The 19,323-nt window shown below is 75.1% G+C and carries 16 protein-coding genes; 5 read left to right on the top strand and 11 right to left on the bottom strand.

The genetic code is table 11. The features are described from left to right. The first annotated feature begins 2 nt into the window (after positions 1-2). Complete coding sequence (locus O7599_RS28225; RefSeq protein WP_281618416.1) at positions 3-194, top strand: hypothetical protein; 192 nt, start codon at positions 3-5, stop codon at positions 192-194. A 79-nt stretch (positions 195-273) separates the two neighbouring features. On the opposite strand, the gene O7599_RS28220 is transcribed toward O7599_RS28225, so the two are convergent. Next, complete coding sequence (locus tag O7599_RS28220) at positions 274-1,389, bottom strand: PfkB family carbohydrate kinase (protein ID WP_281618415.1); 1,116 nt, start codon at positions 1,387-1,389, stop codon at positions 274-276. Between the two features lie 198 nt (positions 1,390-1,587). Continuing rightward, entirely contained in the window at positions 1,588-2,418 is an 831-nt protein-coding gene (locus O7599_RS28215) for an SAM-dependent methyltransferase (RefSeq protein WP_281618414.1), read from the bottom strand. Between the two features lie 210 nt (positions 2,419-2,628). On the opposite strand from O7599_RS28215, the gene O7599_RS28210 reads away from it, so the two are divergent. Both O7599_RS28210 and O7599_RS28205 read left to right on the top strand, forming a co-directional pair. Then, positions 2,629-3,270 carry a redoxin domain-containing protein gene (locus O7599_RS28210; protein ID WP_281618413.1) on the top strand — a complete coding sequence of 214 codons (642 nt, stop codon included), beginning with the start codon at positions 2,629-2,631 and terminating at the stop codon, positions 3,268-3,270. A gap of 6 nt (positions 3,271-3,276) precedes the next feature. Then, positions 3,277-4,170 (top strand): cytochrome c biogenesis protein CcdA, encoded by an 894-nt coding sequence (locus tag O7599_RS28205; RefSeq protein ID WP_281618412.1) that lies wholly within the window; start codon positions 3,277-3,279, stop codon positions 4,168-4,170. 33 nt (positions 4,171-4,203) lie between these two features. Here the strand turns inward: O7599_RS28205 and O7599_RS28200 are convergent, their stop codons facing one another. The 7 genes from O7599_RS28200 to hrcA all read right to left on the bottom strand — a co-directional run bounded on the left by O7599_RS28200 (position 4,204) and on the right by hrcA (position 13,384). Further along, positions 4,204-5,109, bottom strand: coding sequence for a ribonuclease Z (locus O7599_RS28200; protein WP_281618411.1), 906 nt, complete (start codon positions 5,107-5,109; stop codon positions 4,204-4,206). 16 nt (positions 5,110-5,125) lie between these two features. After that, positions 5,126-5,485: a histidine triad nucleotide-binding protein gene (locus O7599_RS28195; RefSeq protein ID WP_281618410.1), complete on the bottom strand. Its 360-nt coding sequence runs from the start codon at positions 5,483-5,485 to the stop codon at positions 5,126-5,128. A 91-nt stretch (positions 5,486-5,576) separates the two neighbouring features. Further along, on the bottom strand, positions 5,577-8,960 hold the full coding sequence (locus O7599_RS28190) for a PDZ domain-containing protein (RefSeq protein ID WP_348652569.1): 3,384 nt from the start codon (positions 8,958-8,960) through the stop codon (positions 5,577-5,579). Between the two features lie 171 nt (positions 8,961-9,131). After that, positions 9,132-9,881 (bottom strand): 16S rRNA (uracil(1498)-N(3))-methyltransferase, encoded by a 750-nt coding sequence (locus O7599_RS28185; RefSeq protein ID WP_281618408.1) that lies wholly within the window; start codon positions 9,879-9,881, stop codon positions 9,132-9,134. After that, complete coding sequence (locus tag O7599_RS28180) at positions 9,878-10,972, bottom strand: nitronate monooxygenase (RefSeq protein ID WP_281618407.1); 1,095 nt, start codon at positions 10,970-10,972, stop codon at positions 9,878-9,880. The genes O7599_RS28185 and O7599_RS28180 overlap by 4 nt, the downstream gene beginning before the upstream one ends. A gap of 252 nt (positions 10,973-11,224) precedes the next feature. Continuing rightward, positions 11,225-12,358, bottom strand: coding sequence for a molecular chaperone DnaJ (dnaJ, locus tag O7599_RS28175; protein ID WP_281618406.1), 1,134 nt, complete (start codon positions 12,356-12,358; stop codon positions 11,225-11,227). Beyond that, positions 12,359-13,384: a heat-inducible transcriptional repressor HrcA gene (gene hrcA, locus O7599_RS28170; protein WP_281618405.1), complete on the bottom strand. Its 1,026-nt coding sequence runs from the start codon at positions 13,382-13,384 to the stop codon at positions 12,359-12,361. A gap of 141 nt (positions 13,385-13,525) precedes the next feature. Between hrcA and O7599_RS28165 the strand changes: the two genes are divergently transcribed. Both O7599_RS28165 and O7599_RS28160 read left to right on the top strand, forming a co-directional pair. Next, positions 13,526-14,230, top strand: a complete 705-nt coding sequence (locus tag O7599_RS28165; RefSeq protein ID WP_281618404.1) for an MBL fold metallo-hydrolase — start codon at positions 13,526-13,528, stop codon at positions 14,228-14,230. Between the two features lie 10 nt (positions 14,231-14,240). Continuing rightward, positions 14,241-15,068 carry a DUF3097 domain-containing protein gene (locus O7599_RS28160; RefSeq protein ID WP_281618403.1) on the top strand — a complete coding sequence of 276 codons (828 nt, stop codon included), beginning with the start codon at positions 14,241-14,243 and terminating at the stop codon, positions 15,066-15,068. A 257-nt stretch (positions 15,069-15,325) separates the two neighbouring features. On the opposite strand, the gene hemW is transcribed toward O7599_RS28160, so the two are convergent. Together hemW and O7599_RS28150 are read right to left on the bottom strand one after the other, a co-directional pair. Next, positions 15,326-16,546 (bottom strand): radical SAM family heme chaperone HemW, encoded by a 1,221-nt coding sequence (hemW, locus tag O7599_RS28155; protein WP_281618402.1) that lies wholly within the window; start codon positions 16,544-16,546, stop codon positions 15,326-15,328. A 53-nt stretch (positions 16,547-16,599) separates the two neighbouring features. After that, on the bottom strand, positions 16,600-19,020 hold the full coding sequence (locus O7599_RS28150; protein WP_281623550.1) for a SpoIIE family protein phosphatase: 2,421 nt from the start codon (positions 19,018-19,020) through the stop codon (positions 16,600-16,602). Positions 19,021-19,323: the final 303 nt, after the last annotated feature.

Raw genomic sequence — 19,323 nt, 5'->3', positions numbered from 1 at the left:
CCGTGACAGACATCAAGTGGGAAGACCCCTTCTGCGCCGAAGGCAACAACTGCTTCCGCATCGGCACCGACAACGACGGCAACGCCTACATAGCCGTAGCAGGCCAGGAGGACACCTACCTCACGGACACACGCGAAGCGCTGCGCACACTCATCCAGGACATCAAAGCGGGCAAGGCCGACCACCTGTTGTAGCCGCCGGGGACCCCGGTTCTGCTGGCCTGCCCGGACGGGGAGCTGCGGAGGACGACCCGGGTCTGACCGGGGTCCGGGGCTACTCCTCCTTCGGTTCCGGGCGGAAGCCGATCGTCGGCACCGCTCGGCGCAGCGGCCAGCGGCGGGGGGCGCAGGGGGTGATGTCGTCGAGGAACGAGTAGCGGGCCAGGGCCTGGGGGTCCTGCTCGGGGACCGTGCGCACCTGCTCCCACCAGGCCGCGACCTCCGTCCAGCCGGGGGCCGACTGGGAGCCGCCGAACTCCTGGACCGACAGCGCCGCCGTCAGTCCGGCCAGCGCCAGGCGGTCGGCCAGCGGGTAGTCGGCGAGTGACGTGGTGACGAAGCCGGCGACGAAGACGTCTCCGGCGCCGGTGGTGTCCAGGGCCGCGACCGATATCGCCGGCACCTCGGCGCTCTCGCCCGTGCGGCCGTCCACCGCGTAGGCGCCCTCCGCACCCATCGTGACCACCACCACCGGCACGTGCTCCGCGAGCGCGTGGGCCGCCGCGCGGGGTGAGTCCGTCCGCGTGTAGCGCATGGCCTCCGCGGCGTTCGGCAGGAACGCCTCGCAGTGCGCCAGCTCCGGTATCTCCGCCAGGTCCCAGCGGCCGGTCTCGTCCCAGCCGACGTCGGCGAAGATACGGCTGCCGTGCCGCGCGGCCTGCTCGATCCACGGCTGCCGGCGGTCCGGGGCGAGGGACGCGACGCAGGCGCGGCTCGGCGGCGGGCAGCGCGGGGGCTCGTCGGGGGGCGGCGCCTCGTGGCCGTGCGAGACCATGGTGCGCTCGCCGTCGTACGCCATGGAGACCGTGACCGGCGAGTGCCAGCCGCGGCACGTGCGGGACAGGGACACGTCGACGCCCTCGCCGGCGAGGGCCTCCTGGCAGTGGTCGCCGTAGACGTCGTCGCCGAAGGCGGCGGACAGGGACGTGCGCAGGCCGAGGCGGGCGAGGGCCGTCGCCATGTTCGCCACCCCGCCGGGGCTGGAACCCATGCCGCGGGCCCAGGACTCCGTGCCGCGGACGGGGGCGCTGTCCAGGCCGGTGAAGACGATGTCCAGGAAGACCGTCCCCGTCAGGTAGACGTCGACCGCCGGGTCCGCGGGGCCGCGCACGTGCTTCAGCGGGTCCACTGCAGGCGGGGCCGGGGCGGACGAGCCCGTGGGCGTGGTCACGTGAGCACCTCCCTCCGCACCGATAACGGAACACCTGTCCGACTGATGCCAGTCTGCATCAACCCACTGACAACGGCCCGCACACCGCCCCGCCGCTCCCTCTCACCTCGCCGACTGCCCGGTCCGGCCCGGCGGAACGGGCCGGGCAGGCGGAACAGGCCGGGCCCGGCCGCACGCTTCGCGCGGCGCGACAGCGCGTCAGGGCTTTCGGGCGACGCCGCAGTAGTGTGCGACGTCGACGCGTGTGCCGACCTGCGGTGCCTCCGCCGGGGCCGGGCGCCAGCGCGGGCAGGAGACGACTCCGGGCTCCAGCAGTTCCAGGCCCGCGAAGAGGCTCTCGACCTCGGCGGCCGAGCGGATGACCAGCGGCGAGCTGCCCCGCCCGTTCCAGTGGTCTGCCACCTGGCGCATGGCCTCCGTGTCGACCTCCGTCGTCGGGTGGGAGATCACCAGATAGCTGCCCGGCGGCACCGCGTCCATCAGCCTCCGGATGACCGCGCGCGCCACCTCGATGTCGGGCATGTGGTTCACGATGCCCAGCATGGTGACGGCGACCGGCCTGGCGAAGTCCAGCGTGTGCGCCGCGACCCGCAGGATCTCCTGCGGATCGTGCACGTCGGCGTCGATGTAGGCGGTGGCGCCTTCCTCGGTGCTGGTGAGCAGGGCGCGGGCGTGCGCGAGGACCAGGGGGTCGTTGTCCACGTAGACGACCCGGGCGTCGGGAGCGGCGCGCTGGGCCACCTCATGGGTGTTGTCGGCGGTGGGCAGGCCGGTGCCGATGTCCAGGAACTGGCGTATCCCGAGCTCGCTCGCGAGCAGGCGGACCGAGCGGATGAGGAACAGCCGGTCCTCGCGCGCCGATGCGACCAGGGCGGGGGCGAAGGCGAGCATCTCGTCCCCCGCCTGGCGGTCGACCTCATAGTTGTCCTTGCCGCCGAGCCAGTAGTTCCACACCCGTGCGGAGTGCGGCACGGTGCTGTCCACCCGGGAGTGCGGGTCGCGGTCGTCGTTCGGCACGGGCCCGTTCATCGCGGTGACCTTCTGGGCGTCGTCAAGGTGTGCCGAACATACTCGCGCATCGCCCGGGGGCACGCGGCGGAAACATCGGTTGTGCCGGAGCGCCGCCCGCCGACGTCACCCAGCCGTAAGAGACGTCACCCAGCCGTAAGAAGTGAAGCGCCGCCCGCCCGGACCCCACGGGCTATCTTCACCACCGAGACCGAACCCACAGGAGTCCCCTTGCGCGCCCGTACCCTCATCCCGGCCACGCTGACCGCCGGCCTCCTCACTCTCGTCACGCTCGCCGGGTGCTCCGGCGAGGACTCCCCATCCGCCGGCGACGCGGGGGGCGAATCCGCGCAGTCGTCCTCCCCCGCCCAGCCACCTGCGACCGCGGACAGCGGTGACGGCGGAGACGGCGGAGAGAGCGGAGAGGGTGGAGAGGGCGGAGAGGGCGGCGCGGCGGAGACGGAGGTGCCCGAGGCGCTGTCCTTCACCGGCACCACGGTGGACGGCAGGCCGTTCGACGCGAAGACGCTCGCGGGCAAGCCCGTCGTGCTGTGGTTCTGGGCCCCGTGGTGCACCGTCTGCCAGGGCCAGAGTGCCGAAACCGCCAAGGTCGCGTCCGAGTTCCAGGGCCGGGCCAACGTGCTGGGCGTGGCCGGGCTCGACGAGCCCCAGGCCATGCGGGACTTCGTCGCCGACATGCAGGTCGGCGCCTTCCCGCACCTGTCCGACGAGGCCGGGGACGTCTGGAAGAAGTTCGGGATCATCGAGCAGAGCGTCTACGTGATCCTCGACAAGGACGGCAAGACCGTCTACGAGGGTGTACTCCCCGGCGGCGACGGCCTGGCGGACAAGCTCGCCACCGTCACCGGCTGAACCGGCATGGCGGACCTGCCCCTCGCCCTCGCGCTCGGCGCCGGGATGCTCGCCGCCGTCAACCCGTGCGGCTTCGCCCTGCTCCCCGCCTACCTGTCCCTTCTCGTCCTCGGCGACGACCCGCCCGGCCGCACCGTCGCCGTCGGCCGCGCCCTCGCCGCCACCGCCGCCATGACCGTCGGCTTCGCCGCCCTCTTCGGCGTCTTCGGCCTCGCCGTCCAGCCCGTCGCCGGACAGGTCCAGGAGCAGTTGCCCTGGTTCACCATCGCCTTCGGCCTGCTCGTCGCCGCCGCCGGCGCCTGGCTGCTCGCCGGCCGCCGGCTGGCGGTCCTCGCCCCGAAACTCCGGCGGGCACCGAAGCTGTCCCGTTCCCTGCCCTCGATGGCGCTGTTCGGCATGGCCTACGCCACCGCGTCCCTCGGCTGCACCATCGCCCCCTTCCTCGCGATCGTCGTCTCCGCCTTCCGCAGTGGCAGCACCGCGGAGGGCATCGTCCTGTTCGTCGCCTACGCCGCCGGGATGGGGCTGATCGTCGGTGCCGCCTCCCTGAGCGTCGCGCTCACCCGTACAACCGCCGTCGCCCCGCTGCGCCGCCTCGGCGCCGCCACGCCGCGCCTCGGCGGCGGGGTGCTCCTCCTCGTCGGCGCCTACGTGGCCTACTACGGCTGGTACGAGATCCGCGCCCAGGACGACCCCGCCACCACCGACCCCGTGATCGAGGCGGCCGGCACCACCCAACGCGCCCTCGCCGACGCCGTGGACGCCGCAGGCCCGGCGGCCGTCGCCGCGTTCTGCGCCGCACTGCTCGGGGCGGCCCTGGCAGTGCGCACCCTGCGCCGCACCCGCCGGCCCGCCCGTACGGAAACCGGGGCGGGGCCGGCGGCCAGCCCTCCGGCCTGACCGGCCCCGGGGCCCGGCCCGCCCCCGGCCGCCTCAGCGCCGCGCCGGCACCGCCACCCTGCCCAGGTCCGTCGCCACCGTCAGCGGCCCCGCGTACCCCGCCTCCCGCGCCTCCCGCGCGAAGTCCCCCGGGTCCGGATAGCGCTGCGAGAAGTGCGTCAGCACCAGGTGCCGTACGCCCGCCGCGATCGCCACCCCCGCCGCCTGAGCCGCCGTCAGATGCCCGTACTCGACGGCCAGATCGGTCTCCGCGCCCAGGAACGTCGACTCGATGACCAGCAGGTCCGCCTCCTCCGCCAGCGCGTACACCCCCTCGCACAGCCCCGTGTCCATGATGAACGCGACCCGCTGCCCCCGGCGCGGCTCCGAGACCTCCTCCAGCCGCACGCCCCGCAGCGAGCCCTCGCGCTGCAGCCGCGAGATGTCCGGCCCCGCGATGCCCGCGCGCGCGAGGAGACCGGGGAGCATCCGGCGGCCGTCCGGCTCGACGAGGCGGTAGCCGTACGCGTCCACGGGGTGGTGCAGCTTGCGGGCCTCCAGGGTGTACGCGGGGGTGGCGGCGATGACGCCGTCCGCCTCGACCGGGCCCGCCTCGATCTTCGTGGTCTCCCGGTACGCGCTCGCGTACCGCAGCCGCTCGTAGAACTCCCGCCCGCTCGCCGGGAAGTGCACGGTCACGGGGTGCGGGACGCGGTCGAGGTTGATGCGCTGGATGACGCCGGGCAGGCCCAGGCAGTGGTCGCCGTGGAAGTGGGTGACGCAGACGCGGGTCAGGCCGTACGCGGCCACGCCGGCGCGCAGCATCTGGCGCTGGGTGCCCTCGCCGGGGTCGAAGAGGATGGCGTCGCCGTCCCAGCGCAGCACGTAGCCGTTGTGGTTGCGCTGGCGGGTGGGGACCTGGCTGGCGGTGCCGAGGACGACGAGTTCGCGTGCGGGCAAGTCCGGGCGGTCCGCGCTACCCGGGGGGCCAGTTCAGGCCGCGTCCGCCGAGCACGTGGGCGTGCGCGTGGAAGACGGTCTGGCCGGCGCCGGTGCCGGTGTTGAACACGACGCGGTAGCCGGTGGCGTCGATCTTATCCTCGGCGGCGACCTCGGCGGTCTCGCGCAGTATGTCCGCGACGAGCTGCGGGTCGGCGGCGGCGAGGCTGCCGGCGTCCGGGTAGTGGGCCTTGGGGATGACGAGGACGTGCGTGGGCGCCTGCGGGTTGATGTCGCGGAAGGCGATCGTCGTCGCGGTCTCGCGGACGACCGTCGCGGGCACGTCCCCCGAGGTGATCTTGCAGAACAGGCAGTCGGCCTGCGGCTCCCCGGCCATGTTCCCGGCCTCCTTCGTACGAGTCGGGCGGTACGGGGCGCATCGTACCCCGCCGGCCCGTGCCCGCAGCCCGTGGCCGATGCCCCTGCCGCTACTCCCCCGCCGGCTTCTCTCTCTGCTCCCCCGACTCCGACTCCGACTCCGACTCCGACTCCGCCCGCTCCGCCGAGTCCGGCGCGGCCGGCCCCGCCCGGTCGGGCGCGGCCGCCGCCGGTCCCGGCACCTCCGGCGGCACCGCCGCCGGGCTGCGCTCCAGCTCCGCCAGCGCCAGCCGCACCGCCGTCTCCACCTGCGGGTCGCGCCCCTGCGCCCAGTCCTCCGGCGTGAGCTGCACGTCGACGTCCGGCTCCACGCCGTGGTTCTCCACGCCCCAGCCCGGTCCTTCGAGCCAGATGGCGTACTTCGGCTGCGTCACCAGCGTGCCGTCGACCAGCCGGTAGCGGCTGTCGATGCCGACGACCCCGCCCCAGGTGCGCCGCCCGACGAGCGGCCCGATGCCCAGCGCGCGGATCGCGGCGCTGACGATGTCGCCGTCGGAGCCGGAGAACTCGTTGGCCACGGCGACCACCGGGCCGCGCGGGGCGTCCATCGGGTAGCTGACGGGCTTGAGGCCGCGGCCCGCGTCCCAGCCGACGACGCGCCGCGCCAGCTTCTCCACGACGAGCTGCGAGGTGTGCCCGCCGCGGTTGTCGCGGACGTCGACCACCAGCCCCTCGCGGGCGACCTCGACGCGCAGGTCGCGGTGGAGCTGTGCCCAGCCGGGACCCTGCATGTCGGGTACGTGGAGGTAGCCGAGGCGCCCGCCGGACGCCTCGTGTACGTACGCGCGCCGGCCGGCGACCCAGGCGTGGTAGCGCAGCGGCTCCTCGTCGGCGGTGGGCACGATCACCGCGTACCGCACGTCGCCGCCGTCGGCCGGCAGCACGCTCAGCTCGACGGGTTTGCCCGCCGCGCCCACCAGAAGGGGCGCGGGCCCGGCCTGCGGGTCGACGGGCCTGCCGTCGACGGCCACGATCGCGTCGCCGGGGCGGACCGCGGCGCCCGGCGCGGCCAGCGGGGAGCGCGCGTGCGGGTCGGAGGTCTCGGACGGCAGGATCCGCTCGACGCGCCAACTGCCGTCGTCCGCGCGGGTGAGGTCGGCGCCGAGCAGCCCCTGCCGCCGCTCCGGAGCGCCGGTGGGGGTGGCGCCGCCCGGGGGGACGACGTACGCGTGCGACGTGCCCAGCTCGCCCTGCACCTCCCACAGCAGGTCGACGAGGTCGTCGTGGGTGGCGACGCGCTCCAGCAGCGGGCGGTAGCGCTCCAGCACGCCGTCCCAGTCGACGCCGCCGAGGTCGGCGCGCCAGAAGTTGTCGCGCATCAGCCGGCCGGCCTCGGCGTACATCTGGCGCCACTCCGCGGCCGGGTCGAGCGACTGCCGTATCCGCGTGAGGTCGACGGTGACGTTGTCGCCGTCGCCGTCGTCGACGTGGCTGGCCTTGCGGTCGGCCGGGACGACCTTCAGCTTGCCGTCGGTGCGCAGCAGGATCCGGGTGCCGTCGCCGGTGACGGTGAAGCCCTCGACGTCGTCGGCGAGTTCCTCCACGCGCTGCTTGCCGAGGTCGTAGCGCTCCAGCCGGGTCGTGGGCCCGTCGTCGTCGGGTCCCGCGGTGTCGGTGCCGAGGACGCCGCGCAGCGGGTGGGTGAGCCACAGCAGGCCGCCCTCGGCGGCGCGCAGCGTCGAGTAGCGGGCGGCCTCGACGGGGAAGGGCAGGATGCGGTCGGCGAGGCCGTCGAGGTCGATGCGGGTGACGGGCGGGGTGTCGCCGGAGCCGGCGTCGTCGCCGTCGTCGGAGGTGCCGCGCTCGGGGGCCCGGCCGTGGCGCTGCGGGCCGAACGGCGAGGGCGTCTCGGCGGCCAGCGTGATCAGGTGGGGGCGGCAGGCGTACGGGAACGACAGGTCGAAGACGTGGCTGTCGTAGACGGGGTCGAAGGCCCGCTCGGAGAGGAACGCCAGGTGCTTGCCGTCGGCGGTGAACGCCGGGGAGTAGTCGCGGAAGCGCAGCGGCGTGGCCTCGGCGACGGCCAGCCCGTCGGTGGTGGCCAGCCGCACCTGCCGCAGCTCGCCGGGGCCGGGGTGGGACCAGGCCAGCCACGCGGAGTCGGGCGAGAACACCAGGCCGCCGGCGTCGCCGTGCTCGCTGGCGTCGACTTCGCGTACGTCGCCGGAGGCGCGTTCGACGAGCAGCACCCGGCCGTCGTGGGAGGCGACGGCGACGCGGCTGCCGTCCGGCGCGACGGCCAGCGCGGTGACGCGGCCGAGGCGGCCGGCGGCGACGCGGCGGGGCGTGGCGCCGGCGTCGCGGCCTGCGGCGGGGGTGAACTCCAGCGCGTCCTCGCCCTCGGCGTCGGTCACGAACACGACGTGCTCGGCGCCCTCGGCGCGGAACACCCGCGGCATCCGGGCCCGTACGCCCGGCTCCGCGGCCAGCGCGCGGGCGGGGCCCTCGCGGTGGGTCACCCAGTGCAGGGTGCCGCGGATCTCGACGGCGCTGCCGCGGCCGGTGTGGTCGGGGCGGGCGGCGCCGAGGTTGTGGCGGGCGCGCAGCGGGCGGGGGCGCAGGTCGGTGCGCTGGCCGCCGAGGCGGACGTCGAGGCGGCGGGGCTCGGTGCCCTCGTCGAGGTCGTCAAGGAGCCACAGCTCGCCAGCGCTGGCGTAGACGACGCGGGTGCCGTCGGAGGCGGCGTGGCGGGCGTAGAAGCCGCCGAGGGGGGTGTGGCGGCGCAGCGCGGCGTACGCGTCGGAGGTGTCGGTGCCGGTGGCCGTATCCGCGGAGTACAGCGCGCCGGTGCCCTCGTGGTCGGAGAGGAACGCCAGCCGCCCGCCGGCCCACAGCGGGTACTCGGCGTTGCCGAGGACGGCGTCGAGTTCGGCGGGCCGGGTGAACTCCGCGTCGGCCGCGGTACGCAGCCACAGCCGGCCCGCGGTGCCGCCGCGGTAGCGCTTCCAGTACGCCGCCTCCCGGCCCATGCCCGCGGTGAGCAGCGCGACGCGGCCCTCCGGCCCGTACGCGACGTTGCCGACGGGGCCGAACGGCAGCGCGTGCGGGGGGCCGCCGTCGGGCGGCACGGCGTGCGCCCAGGTGCGGCGCAGCGAGTACTGGCCGTGGGTGGTGAGCGCGAGCACGTCGCCGTCGGGCGTCCAGCCGCGTACGGAGGTCTTGCCGCTGCCCCAGTACGTCAGGCGGGCGGGCGCGCCGCCGTCGACGGGCGCGGTGAGGACCTCGGGGGCGCCGTCGCGGGTGGAGGTCCAGGCGACGCGGGTGCCGTCGGGGGCGATGCGCGGGTGGTCCACCGGCATGTTGTCGGCACTCACCCGCCAGGCGCGGCCGCCGTCGAGGGGCGCCGCCCAGACGTCGTCCTCCGCCGTGAAGGTGATCAAGTCGCCGTGCAGGTGCGGGAATCGCAGGTAAGCAGGCTGAGTCACGTGGATCATCCCATCATGCGGAGGCGGCGCCCACCACCGCTTTGCGGTGCGGTGTGACCTTCGTCCCGTACCGGGGTGGAACGAATCGGGGCGTACCGGTGAACACGCGGGAAAAGCCCCCGTGACGCCGGCATACGGAACGTGCGGGTCCGGGTGAACGGAACTTCTGGCTCCGGGCGGTCAGGACCACCGGCCGGTCGCCGCGAGCACCACCGCGCCCGCCGCGGTGCCCGCGGTGGAGGTGCGCAGCACGGTCGGCCCCAGTCGGTATGCCCCGGCGCCCGCGTCCGCGAACGCGGCCAGCTCCTCCGGCGCGACGCCGCCCTCGGGGCCGACCACGAGCACGATCTCCCCCGCGCGCGGCAGCTCGGCGGCGGCCAGCGGCGCGGCGCCCTCCTCGTGCAGCACGGCGGTGAACGCGGCGCCGGCGAGCAGCGGCAGCAGCTCCTTCGTCGAGTGCGGCCCGGCGATCTCGGGGAACCGCAGCCGGCGGGCCTGCTTGCCCGCTTCGCGGGCGGTGGCACGCCACTTGGCCAGGGACTTCTCTCCGCGCTCGGCGCGCCACCGGGTCACGCAGCGGGCGGCCGTCCACGGCACCACCGCGTCCACGCCGGTCTCGGTCATGGTCTCGACGGCCAGCTCGCCCCGGTCGCCCTTCGGCAGCGCCTGCACGACGGTGAGCCGCGGGCTCGGCGCGGGCTCCTCGACCACCTCGGCGCAGGTCACGAGGAGCCGGTCGGCGCCCTCCGCGCCCGCCACGGTCCCGTACGCGCCGCGCCCCGCGCCGTCGGTGAGCACGACGTCCTCGCCGGCGCGCAGCCGACGCACGGACACCGCGTGCCGCCCCTCGGGCCCGGTCAGCGCGAGCACCGCGCCGGGGCGGGCGGCGTCCAGCACGGCCGCGTCGGCGACGAACACCGGGGCCGTCACAGCAGGCCCCCGGGGGCGTCGCCGGCGGGCTTCGTCGTCCCGCTGAGCGCGTCGGCCAGCTCCCGCGCGAGGACCTCCACCAGCTCGGCGGCGGGCAGTTCGCGCGCCAGCCGGTAGCCCTGTCCCGCCCAGAGCGACATGCCCTGCGGGTCGCCGGCGCGGGCGGCGGCGGCGCGCAGCGGGGAGGTGAGGTGGTGAAGCTGGGGGTAGGCGGCGGGGGCGTACGGGCCGTGTTCGCGTACGAATCGGTTGACCAGCCCGCGCGCGGGGCGGCCGGAGAAGGCGCGGGTCAGCTCCGTACGCGTGAACACCCCGCCGGTGACGGCCCGTTTGTGCAGCGCGTGGGCGCCCGACTCGGGGCAGACCAGGAACGCCGTGCCGAGCTGCGCGGCGGCGGCGCCCGCGGACAGGACGGCGGCGATCTGCCCGCCGCGCATCAGCCCGCCGGCGGCGATCACGGGCACGTCGACCGCCTCCAGCACCTCGGCGAGCAGCGTGAGCAGCCCGCGGCCCACGCGGTCGTCGCGCGGATCGTTGCGGAAGCCGCCCTGGTGGCCGCCGGCCTCGACGCCCTGCACGCACACGGCGCCGGCGCCGGCGGCCTGCGCGTGGCGCGCCTCCACGACGTTGGTGACGGTGACGACGGTGTACGTCCCGGCGCGGGCGAAGGCGTCGAGCACGGCCGGCTCGGGGCAGCCGAAGGTGAACGAGACCAGCGCCACCGGCTCGTCCAGGAGTATGGCCACCTTGGCGTCGAAGGCGTCGTCCGTGGCGGCCCCGGCGTCGCCCAGCTCCGTGCCGTACCACTCGACCTCGCCGGCCAGTTGCTGGGCGTACGCCTCGATCTGGGCGGGATCCGGGGGCGAGGGGGGCTGGGGCAGGAACAGATTGACGCCGAAGGGCCGGTCGGTGACGGCCCGCAACTGGCGGATCTCCTCGTACATCGCCTCCGGTGTCTTGTACCCGGCGGCGAGGAACGCCAGGCCGCCGCCCTCCAGCACACCCGCGGCGAGCTGCGGGCAGGATGCGCCACCGGCCATGGGCGCCTGCACGATCGGGAAGGTGAACAGATCGTTCAGCTCGGTGGGCATGGGCTCATCCTGTCATCGCCCCCCTTTGATGTCCCTGGGAGCTGGTAGCGTGCCGGTATCGCGAGAACCAAGCGATCGGCGGCCGGGTGGGCCGTTGCTGCGCGGGAAGGGCTTCGGGTTGCCGGGCCGGTGCACCGCGAACCTCAGCCCGAGCGATCGGGCTGGCATCCTCCGCTCTCCGAGGGGGGGGGGAGGACACCAACCTGTCACGCAGGTCGGGACGCCCGAAGCGCCGGAATCCGGCCCTTCGGGCTAACGTCCGCTCCAGGCGTCCTTCAGGCGCGAGAACAGCCCTTGCTGGCCCGGTTTGAACTGGCCCTGCGGGCGCTCCTCGCCGCGCAACTGGGCGAGTTGGCGCAGGAGCCGCTCCTGCTCCGGGTCCAGCTTCTGCGGCGTCTCGACCTCGACGTGCACGACCAGGTCGCCCCGGCCGCCGCCGCGCAGATGCGTCACGCCGCGCTGGTGCAGCGGAATCGACTGCCCCGACTGCGTACCGGGACGGATGTCGACCTCTTCCAGGCCGTCGAGCGTCTCCAGGTTGACCTTCGTGCCCAGCGAGGCCGCCGTCATCGGGATCGTCACCGTGCAGTGCAGATCGTCGCCGCGGCGCTGGAAGATCGGGTGCGGCAGCTCGCGGATCTCCACGTACAGGTCGCCCGCCGGGCCGCCGCCCGGGCCGACCTCCCCCTCGCCGGCGTGCTGGATGCGGGTGCCGGTGTCGACGCCCGCGGGGATCTTGACCGTCAGGGTGCGCCGCGAGCGCACCCGGCCGTCGCCCGCGCACTCGGGACACGGGTTGGGCACCACCGTGCCGAAGCCCTGGCACTGCGGGCAGGGCCGCGAGGTCATGACCTGGCCGAGGAAGGAGCGGGTGACCTGGGAGACCTCGCCGCGACCGCGGCACATGTCGCACGTCTGCGCCGACGTGCCGGGCGCCGCGCCCTCGCCGTTGCAGGTGCCGCAGACCACCGCGGTGTCGACCTGGATCTCCTTGGTGGCGCCGAACGCCGCCTCCTCCAGCTCGATTTCGAGCCGGATCATGGCGTCCTGGCCGCGGCGGGTGCGCGACCTCGGCCCGCGCTGGCCGGCCTGGCCGAAGAAGGCGTCCATGATGTCGGAGAGGTTGCCGAAGCCGCCGGCGCCGAAGCCGCCGGTCGCGGCGCCGTTCTGCGACAGCGGGTCACCGCCGAGGTCGTAGACCTGCTTCTTCTGTGGGTCCGACAGCACCTCGTAGGCGGCGTTGATCTCCTTGAACCGCTCCTGGGTCTTCGGATCCGGGTTCACGTCCGGGTGCAGCTCGCGGGCGAGCCTGCGGAACGCCTTCTTGATCTCTTCCTGCGAGGCGTCACGTCCGACGCCGAGGACCGCGTAGTAGTCCGTGGCCACTTATGACTCCGCCAGGATCTGTCCGACGTACCGTGCCACTGCGCGTACCGCTCCCATCGTTCCGGGGTAGTCCATGCGGGTAGGTCCGACCACGCCGAGCTTGGCGACGGCTTCGCCGGTGTCGCCGCCTGAACCGTATCCGACGGAGACGACCGAGGTGGCGGTAAGCCCCTCGTGGTCGTTCTCATGACCGATACGCACCGTCATGCCCGGTTCCTTGGCCTCGCCCAGCAGCCGCAGGAGCACCACCTGCTCCTCCAGCGCCTCCAGCACCGGCCGGATGGTGAGCGGGAAGTCGTGGTCGAAGCGGGTGAGGTTGGCGGTGCCGCCGATCATCAGCCGCTCCTCGGTCTCCTCCACCAGTGTCTCCAGCAGCACCGACAGCACGGTCTGCACCGTGCCGCGGTCGTCCGCCGGGAAGGACTCGGCCAGGTCGGCCACCAGCCGCGGCACGTCGCCGAAGCGGCGGCCGACGACGCGGCTGTTGAGCCGGGCGCGCAGGTCGGCGAGGGAGTCCTCGCTGAACGGCGCCGGGCAGTCGATCACGCGCTGCTCGACCCGGCCGGTGTCGGTGATGAGCACGAGCATGACGCGCGCCGGGGCGAGCTGGAGCAGCTCGACGTGGCGCACGGTCGACCGGGTCAGCGACGGGTACTGCACCACGGCCACCTGCCGCGTCAACTGCGCGAGCAGCCGCACCGTGCGCCCCACGACGTCGTCGAGGTCGACGGCGCCGGACAGGAAGTTCTGGATCGCCCGCCGCTCGGCCGCACTCAGCGGCTTGACGTCCGCGAGCTTGTCGACGAACAGCCGGTAGCCCTTGTCGGTGGGGATGCGGCCGGCGCTGGTGTGCGGCTGGGCGATGAAGCCCTCGTCCTCCAGGGCGGCCATGTCGTTACGCACCGTCGCCGGGGAGACACCCAGGTGATGCCGCTCGGTGAGCGCCTTGGAGCCCACCGGCTCCTCCGTGCCCACGTAGTCCTGGACGATGGCGCGCAGCACTTCGAGCCGGCGCTCGCTGAGCATGCTGCCCACCTCCACACTCGGTTCCCGTCCCGCCGTTCCGCCGCTGGCACTCGACGGCGCAGAGTGCCAGGGTTCGGGGCCAGTGTACGGCCGGGTAGGGCGGCCCGGGCAAGGCGGCCGGTCACGTTATAGCGTCGTGCCATGGGTGGCGGTTGGGAAGAGCTCGCCCCGGACGTCGTACGGCGCCGGCTGCCCCGCTGGGACGCGACGGCGGGCGCCGTGGGCGGCGCGGAAGGCGTGCTGCTCGTGGACACCGGCGCCTCGCTGCGCGAGGGCGCGGAGCTGCGCCGGGCGGTACGCGAGCGCTTCGGGCGCCCGGTGACCCGCATCGCGCTCACCCATCCGCACTTCGACCACGTACTCGGCACCGCGGCCTTCGCCGGGGCGGAGGTCCACGGCCCGGCGGGCATCGCCGGCCGGCTGCGCGGGGCGGGCGCGGACGAGCTGCGCGCGGACGCCGTACGCCACGGGCTGTCCCGCGACGCGGCGGCGGAGGCCGTCGACGTCCTGGTCGCCCCGCGGCACGCGGTCTCCGGCACGTACCCGCTGGACCTCGGGGGCGGCCGGGAGGTGCTGCTCGTCGAGCTGGGCGCGGCGCACTCGTCGCACGACATGGCGGTGTACGTCCCGGGGCGGCCCGCCGTCGTGTTCTGCGGCGACCTGGTGGAGGAGTCGGGCCCGCCCTCGTCGGGCCCGGACTCCGACCCCGTGCGGTGGCCGGCGGCCCTGGACCGGCTGCTGGAGCTGGGCGGTCCTGCGGCGGTGTACGTGCCGGGGCACGGGGCGGCGGTGGACGCGGACTTCGTACGGGCCCAACGGGACGAGCTGGCGGGGCGCTTGTCGTAATCTCACCTTCGTGCGCCGCTACGACGACCTCGATCTCACGCCGCCCTGGAAGCAGCCGCGGAAGCCCGCCCCGGAGGTGCCGGCCGAGCCGGACCTCGTGGTGGAGGAGGTGGGCACGGGCTTCTGCGGCGCGGTCATCCGCACGGAGAAGACGGCGGAGGGCCCGACGGTGACCCTGGAGGACCGCTTCGGCAAGCACCGGGTGTTCCCGCTGACGCCGCGCGGCTTCATGATCGACGGCAGGGTGGTCACGCTGACGCTCCCCGGCCGGGTGGCCGCCACGGGCCCCCTGCTGTCCGCCTCCGGCTCGATAGCGGTCCGCGACCACACCGCGCGCGTGGCACGCGACGGCCGCATCTACGTCGAGGGCCGCCACGACGCGGAGCTGGTGGAGCGCGTCTGGGGCCACGACCTGCGGGTCGAGGGCGTGGTCGTGGAGTACCTGGAGGGCGTGGACGACCTCCCGTCGGTGGTCGAGTCCTTCGCCCCGGGCCCGGACGCGCGCCTGGGAGTGCTGGTGGACCACCTGGTGCCGGGCACGAAGGAGTGGCGCATCGCGGAGTCGGTGACGAGCGCCCACGCGCTGGTGGTGGGTCACCCGTACGTGGACGTCTGGGAGGCCGTCAAGCCCTCTTCGGTGGGCATCGCCGCATGGCCGCGGATCCCGCGGGGCGAGGACTGGAAGACGGGCGTCTGCCGCGAACTGGGCTGGCCCCCGGACACGGGCGCGGCCTGGCGCCGGATCCTGGACTCGGTACGGACGTACCGGGACCTGGAGCCGTCGCTGCTGGGGCGGGTGGAGGAACTGATCGACTTCGTCACGGCCCCGGAGGGCTGACCGGGGCGCACCGGCACGGTCCGGCCGTACCGCGTGTGCGCTACCGAGGCGAACTTCCGGCATCGCCCCCGTTCAAAACGGGCGAAATCACCCGCAGGCGTCGAGTTTTGCCTCGGGACGCGCACCTCGCACGCACGTTGGATCGAGCGGCGTGAGCAACCGGGGCGGTGAGCCGGAAATGTCACAGCAGGCGCATACCCTTGGGCGGGTGTGCGGGGGTCATCGGGGGAGTTCGGGACCGGGGTCGGGAAGCCCCGTCAGTCGACCAGGTCTCGGACCACCGCGTCTGCCAGTAGCCGGCCCCGTAGCGTCAGCACCGCCCTGCCCGCCTCGTAAGGGCCGTGCTCCAAGAGGCCGTCCCTTACCGCTCGTTCCGCCGCCGACGCCCCCGCCGGGCGCAGCAGCGACAGCGGGCAGCCCGCCGACAGCCGCAGCTCCAGCAGGATCCGCTCCACCCTGCGGTCCTCCTCCGTCAGCACCTCCCGGCCCGCCGCCGGCGACCGCCCCGCCGCCAGCGCGGACGCGTACGGCGCCGGGTGCTTGACGTTCCACCAGCGCACCCCGCCCACGTGGCTGTGCGCACCCGGACCCGCGCCCCACCAGTCCGCGCCCGTCCAGTACAGCTCGTTGTGGCGGCAGCGCGCGGCGTCCCCGGGCACCGCCCAGTTCGACACCTCGTACCACTGCATCCCCGCCGCCGACAGCGCCTCCTCCGCCATCAGATACCGGTCCGCGTGCACGTCGTCGTCCGTCGGCGGCACCTCGCCCCGGCGGATCCGCCGCGCCAGTTGCGTGCCCTCCTCCACGATCAGCGCGTACGCCGACACGTGGTCCGGGCCCGCCTCCAGCGCCGCCGCCAGCGAGGCCCGCCAGTCGTCGTCCGTCTCGCCCGGCGTGCCGTAGATCAGGTCCAGGTTCACGTGCGCGAACCCCGCCGCCCGCGCCTCCGCCACGCACGCCTCCGGCCGCCCCGGGGTGTGCGTACGGTCCAGCACCCGCAGCACGTGCTCCCGCGCGCTCTGCATGCCGAACGAGATCCGGTTGAAGCCGGCCTCCCGCAGCGCCGCCAGGGACGCCGGATCCACCGACTCCGGATTGGCCTCCGTGGTCACCTCCGCGTCCGCCGCGAGGCCGAACTCCGAGCGGATCGCCGCCAGCATCCGCCCCAGGTCCGCCGCCGGCAGCAACGTGGGCGTGCCGCCGCCGAAGAACACCGTCTCGACCTCGCGCGGGTCGTCGCCGAGCACCTTGCGGGCGAGGCGGACCTCCTCGGCGAAGGTGGCGGCGTAGTCGTCACGGGAGGTGCCGCGCAGTTCGGCGGCGGTGTAGGTGTTGAAGTCGCAGTAGCCGCAGCGGGTGGCGCAGTAGGGGACGTGGGCGTAGAAGCCGAGGGGGCGGTCGGCGGCCCCGGCCAGCGCCTCGGCGGGCAGGGTCCCGTCCACGGGCGCGGGCTCGCCATCGGGCAGTACGGAGGGCATGCGCCCATTGTCCCCCGGCCGCCGGGCAACCTCCGGCCCCGGTCCCCGCCCCCTCAGTACCCGCCCCGCTCCGTCCCGCGCGCCTGCAGCACCATCATCGCCAGGTCGTCCCGCGGCGGCACCGGCGCGAAGTCGTGCACCGCCGTCCTGATCCGCTCCGCCACCGCCGCCGCGCCCAGCCCCGTACAGCACGACAGGGCCTCCGCCAGCCCGTCGCCGTCGTCGAAGAGCCGGTCCCCGAACCGCCGCTCCGTCACCCCGTCCGTGACGCACAGCAGCGTGTCGCCCGGCTCCAGGTCGAACGACTGGCTGTAGTACTCCGCGTCGTCCAGCACGCCCAGCAGCAACTGCGCGTCCGCCGCCGCCCGCACCCCGCCGTCGCTGCGCAGCAGCAGCGGCAGCGGGTGCCCGGCGCTGGCCACGGTGCACCGGACGCCGCCGCGGTCCCGCGCGTACGGCACCAGCTCCCCGTACAGCAGCGACAGGAAGCGTGCCTGCTCCGGCGGCAGCCCGAACGCCGTCGCCGCCTCCACCGCCTCGAAGGCGTGCTCCACGAGCGTGCGGTTCAGGCCCGCGAGCACGTCGGCGACGCCGTAGCCCTCGCGCGCCAGCAGGCGCAGCACGGGGCGGGCGAGGCCCGTGACGACCGCTGCCTCGGGGCCCTGGCCGCAGACGTCGCCGAGCGCGAAGCACCAGCGGTCGCTGCCGCTGGGGAAGAGGTCGTAGAAGTCGCCGCCCGCGGCGGCGCCCTCGGCCGGCTCGTAGACGACGGCCGTGTCCATGGCCGGCATCTCCGCGATGCCGCTGGGCAGCAGGCCGCGCTGCAGGACCTCGCTGATGGTCACCTGCCGGGTGTACTGGCGGGCCGCGGAGACGGCGTGCGCCACGCGGCGGGCGAAGTCCGTGACGACGGCCACGACGTCGCCGCCGATCCGCGCGATGCCGGTGCGGCCGAAGAGCAGCGTGCCGACGCGCCGGCCGCCGGCGACCAGCGGGCAGGCCAGCGCGGGGCCGCCGAGCCCGTAGCCGGCGTCCCCCGGGCCGCGGGCGACGCCGCCGGTCCCGCCGGGCCAGGCCACCGGCACGGGGCGCGCGTCGGGCGGCGGCAGCGGGCACTGCTCCAGGGCGCTGCGCAGGGGTGAGATCCGCTCCTCGGCGGCGTGCCAGACCTGCGCGAGGCGGGGCTCCGCGCCGTCGGTCCGTTCGAGCCAGACGGCGCTCCAGTCGGCGAGCCGGGGCACGAGGAGCTGGGTGGCCAGGGAGGCGACCATGTCCTCGTCGAACTGCCCGGCGAGCATGTCGGAGGTCTCGGCGAGGAACGAGAAGGCGCCGACGCCGGCCCAGGGGCCGCCGCCGCGCAGCTCCGGGTCGGTGGCGCTGCGCGGGGTGTGCGCGGTGGCCTGGCTGGGCAGGCGGAGCGCGGCGGTGTGGGCGACGTGCAGGTCGGCGAGGTCGTCGTCGGCGAGGTCGTGCGCGCCGCGCACGACCTCGCCGCCGGAGCCGTCCGCATGGTGCGGTACGCCCCGGCCGTGGGCCTCCTCGTCGGGTACGCCGTACGCGCCGGCCTCGCCGGTCTCCCGGCCGGGTACCGCGGCGGCTGCGTCGTCGGCGGCGGAGTCGGCGGCGGAGTCGGTGACGGAGTCGGTGACGGACTCGTCCGCGACCTCGCGGAGCGGGCCCATCCGGAACCAGACGGTCTTCTCGCTGCGCCGGTGCTCGACGCCCCAGGCGTCGGCGAGCGCGGCGACGAGCTGCAGGCCGTAGCCGTACGACTCCTCCGGCGCCGGCAGCGGCATCACCCGGGCCGCGTGCCCGTCCGTGACCTCCACCAGCAGCGTCGGCTCCGCGGCCGGCCCGCCGCCGTCCGCGCCGTCGCACGCCAGCCCGGCGGCGGTCGCGTCCTCGGTGACCAGCCGGCAGCGCACCCGTACGTCGGTGCCGGCGTGCACCACGGCGTTCGTGACCAGCTCGCTGGTCAGCAGCTCGGCGTCCTCGACCTCGGGCCCGGCGCGGCCGGCCAGCAGCCCGCGGACGAACCGGCGGGCCGCCGCGGCGGCGGGCATCCCGGCGGCGAGCGTCAGGGCGATGTCGGTCACGTCCCGCGCGCCGCGGGCCGCACCGTCCGCGGACGCGCCGTCCGGGGCGGCACCGTCCGCAGCCGCGCCCGCCGCCGGGCCGTCCGCGCCGCTGCCCGCACCGCCGTCGTCGTCGGCACCGCCGTCGGCCGAGCCGCCGCCACCGCCGTCCCCGCCCCCGGTGCCACCGCCGTCCCGGGCCGTACGGTACGTCGCGGGGGCGCCGTCCTCGCGGGCCTCTCCACCGTGCGCCGGCACGTCGTCCGCACCGTCCGTGCCGTCGGCCCCGTCCGTGCCGCCGGCACCTTCCGCGCCGCCTCCGCCGGTCCGGTCGGTCCGACCGGTCCCGCCGGCCTCGCCGTCCGGCTCCGCGGGCTCTCTTCGCACGACCGACACCACGGTGGATCGACGCGCGGCCTGCACTGCGAAGGTCGTCCCCACTGTCCTCTCCCGGCCCAATCCCGGCATACGGGCGTTCCCCACGTAGCCAGAGTGACAGACTGAGCTCGCCCAGATGCACCAAGTGACACAACTGGTGACCGGATATGGCCCATCCGACCCCCGCCGCACCCCCCGGACTACCCCCTCCGGCCACCCCCGCCCAGCACGTCGGCCCGGCGGCGCGCGCGCCGGGCCCGGGACCGCCGCGGCGGCGAACGCACAGCTCACCGCGGTGGACACGCGTGCGTACGAGACCCCGCC

The organism is Streptomyces sp. WMMC500 (assembly GCF_027497195.1).
Taxonomy (GTDB): Bacteria; Actinomycetota; Actinomycetes; order Streptomycetales; family Streptomycetaceae; genus Streptomyces.
Note: the sequence above shows the minus strand (reverse complement) of the source record. Positions and strands in the feature narration are given on the sequence as shown.

What these genes read in the sequence shown, in the direction of transcription:
- O7599_RS28215 (WP_281618414.1), bottom strand. Translation starts at nt 2,418, where the DNA reads ATGAACGGGCCCGTGCCGAACGACGACCGCGACCCGCACTCCCGGGTG.
- O7599_RS28205 (WP_281618412.1), top strand. Translation starts at nt 3,277, where the DNA reads ATGGCGGACCTGCCCCTCGCCCTCGCGCTCGGCGCCGGGATGCTCGCC.
- O7599_RS28195 (WP_281618410.1), bottom strand. Translation starts at nt 5,485, where the DNA reads ATGGCCGGGGAGCCGCAGGCCGACTGCCTGTTCTGCAAGATCACCTCG.
- O7599_RS28190 (WP_348652569.1), bottom strand. Translation starts at nt 8,960, where the DNA reads ATGATCCACGTGACTCAGCCTGCTTACCTGCGATTCCCGCACCTGCAC.
- O7599_RS28180 (WP_281618407.1), bottom strand. Translation starts at nt 10,972, where the DNA reads ATGCCCACCGAGCTGAACGATCTGTTCACCTTCCCGATCGTGCAGGCG.
- hrcA (WP_281618405.1), bottom strand. Translation starts at nt 13,384, where the DNA reads ATGCTCAGCGAGCGCCGGCTCGAAGTGCTGCGCGCCATCGTCCAGGAC.
- O7599_RS28165 (WP_281618404.1), top strand. Translation starts at nt 13,526, where the DNA reads ATGGGTGGCGGTTGGGAAGAGCTCGCCCCGGACGTCGTACGGCGCCGG.
- hemW (WP_281618402.1), bottom strand. Translation starts at nt 16,546, where the DNA reads ATGCCCTCCGTACTGCCCGATGGCGAGCCCGCGCCCGTGGACGGGACC.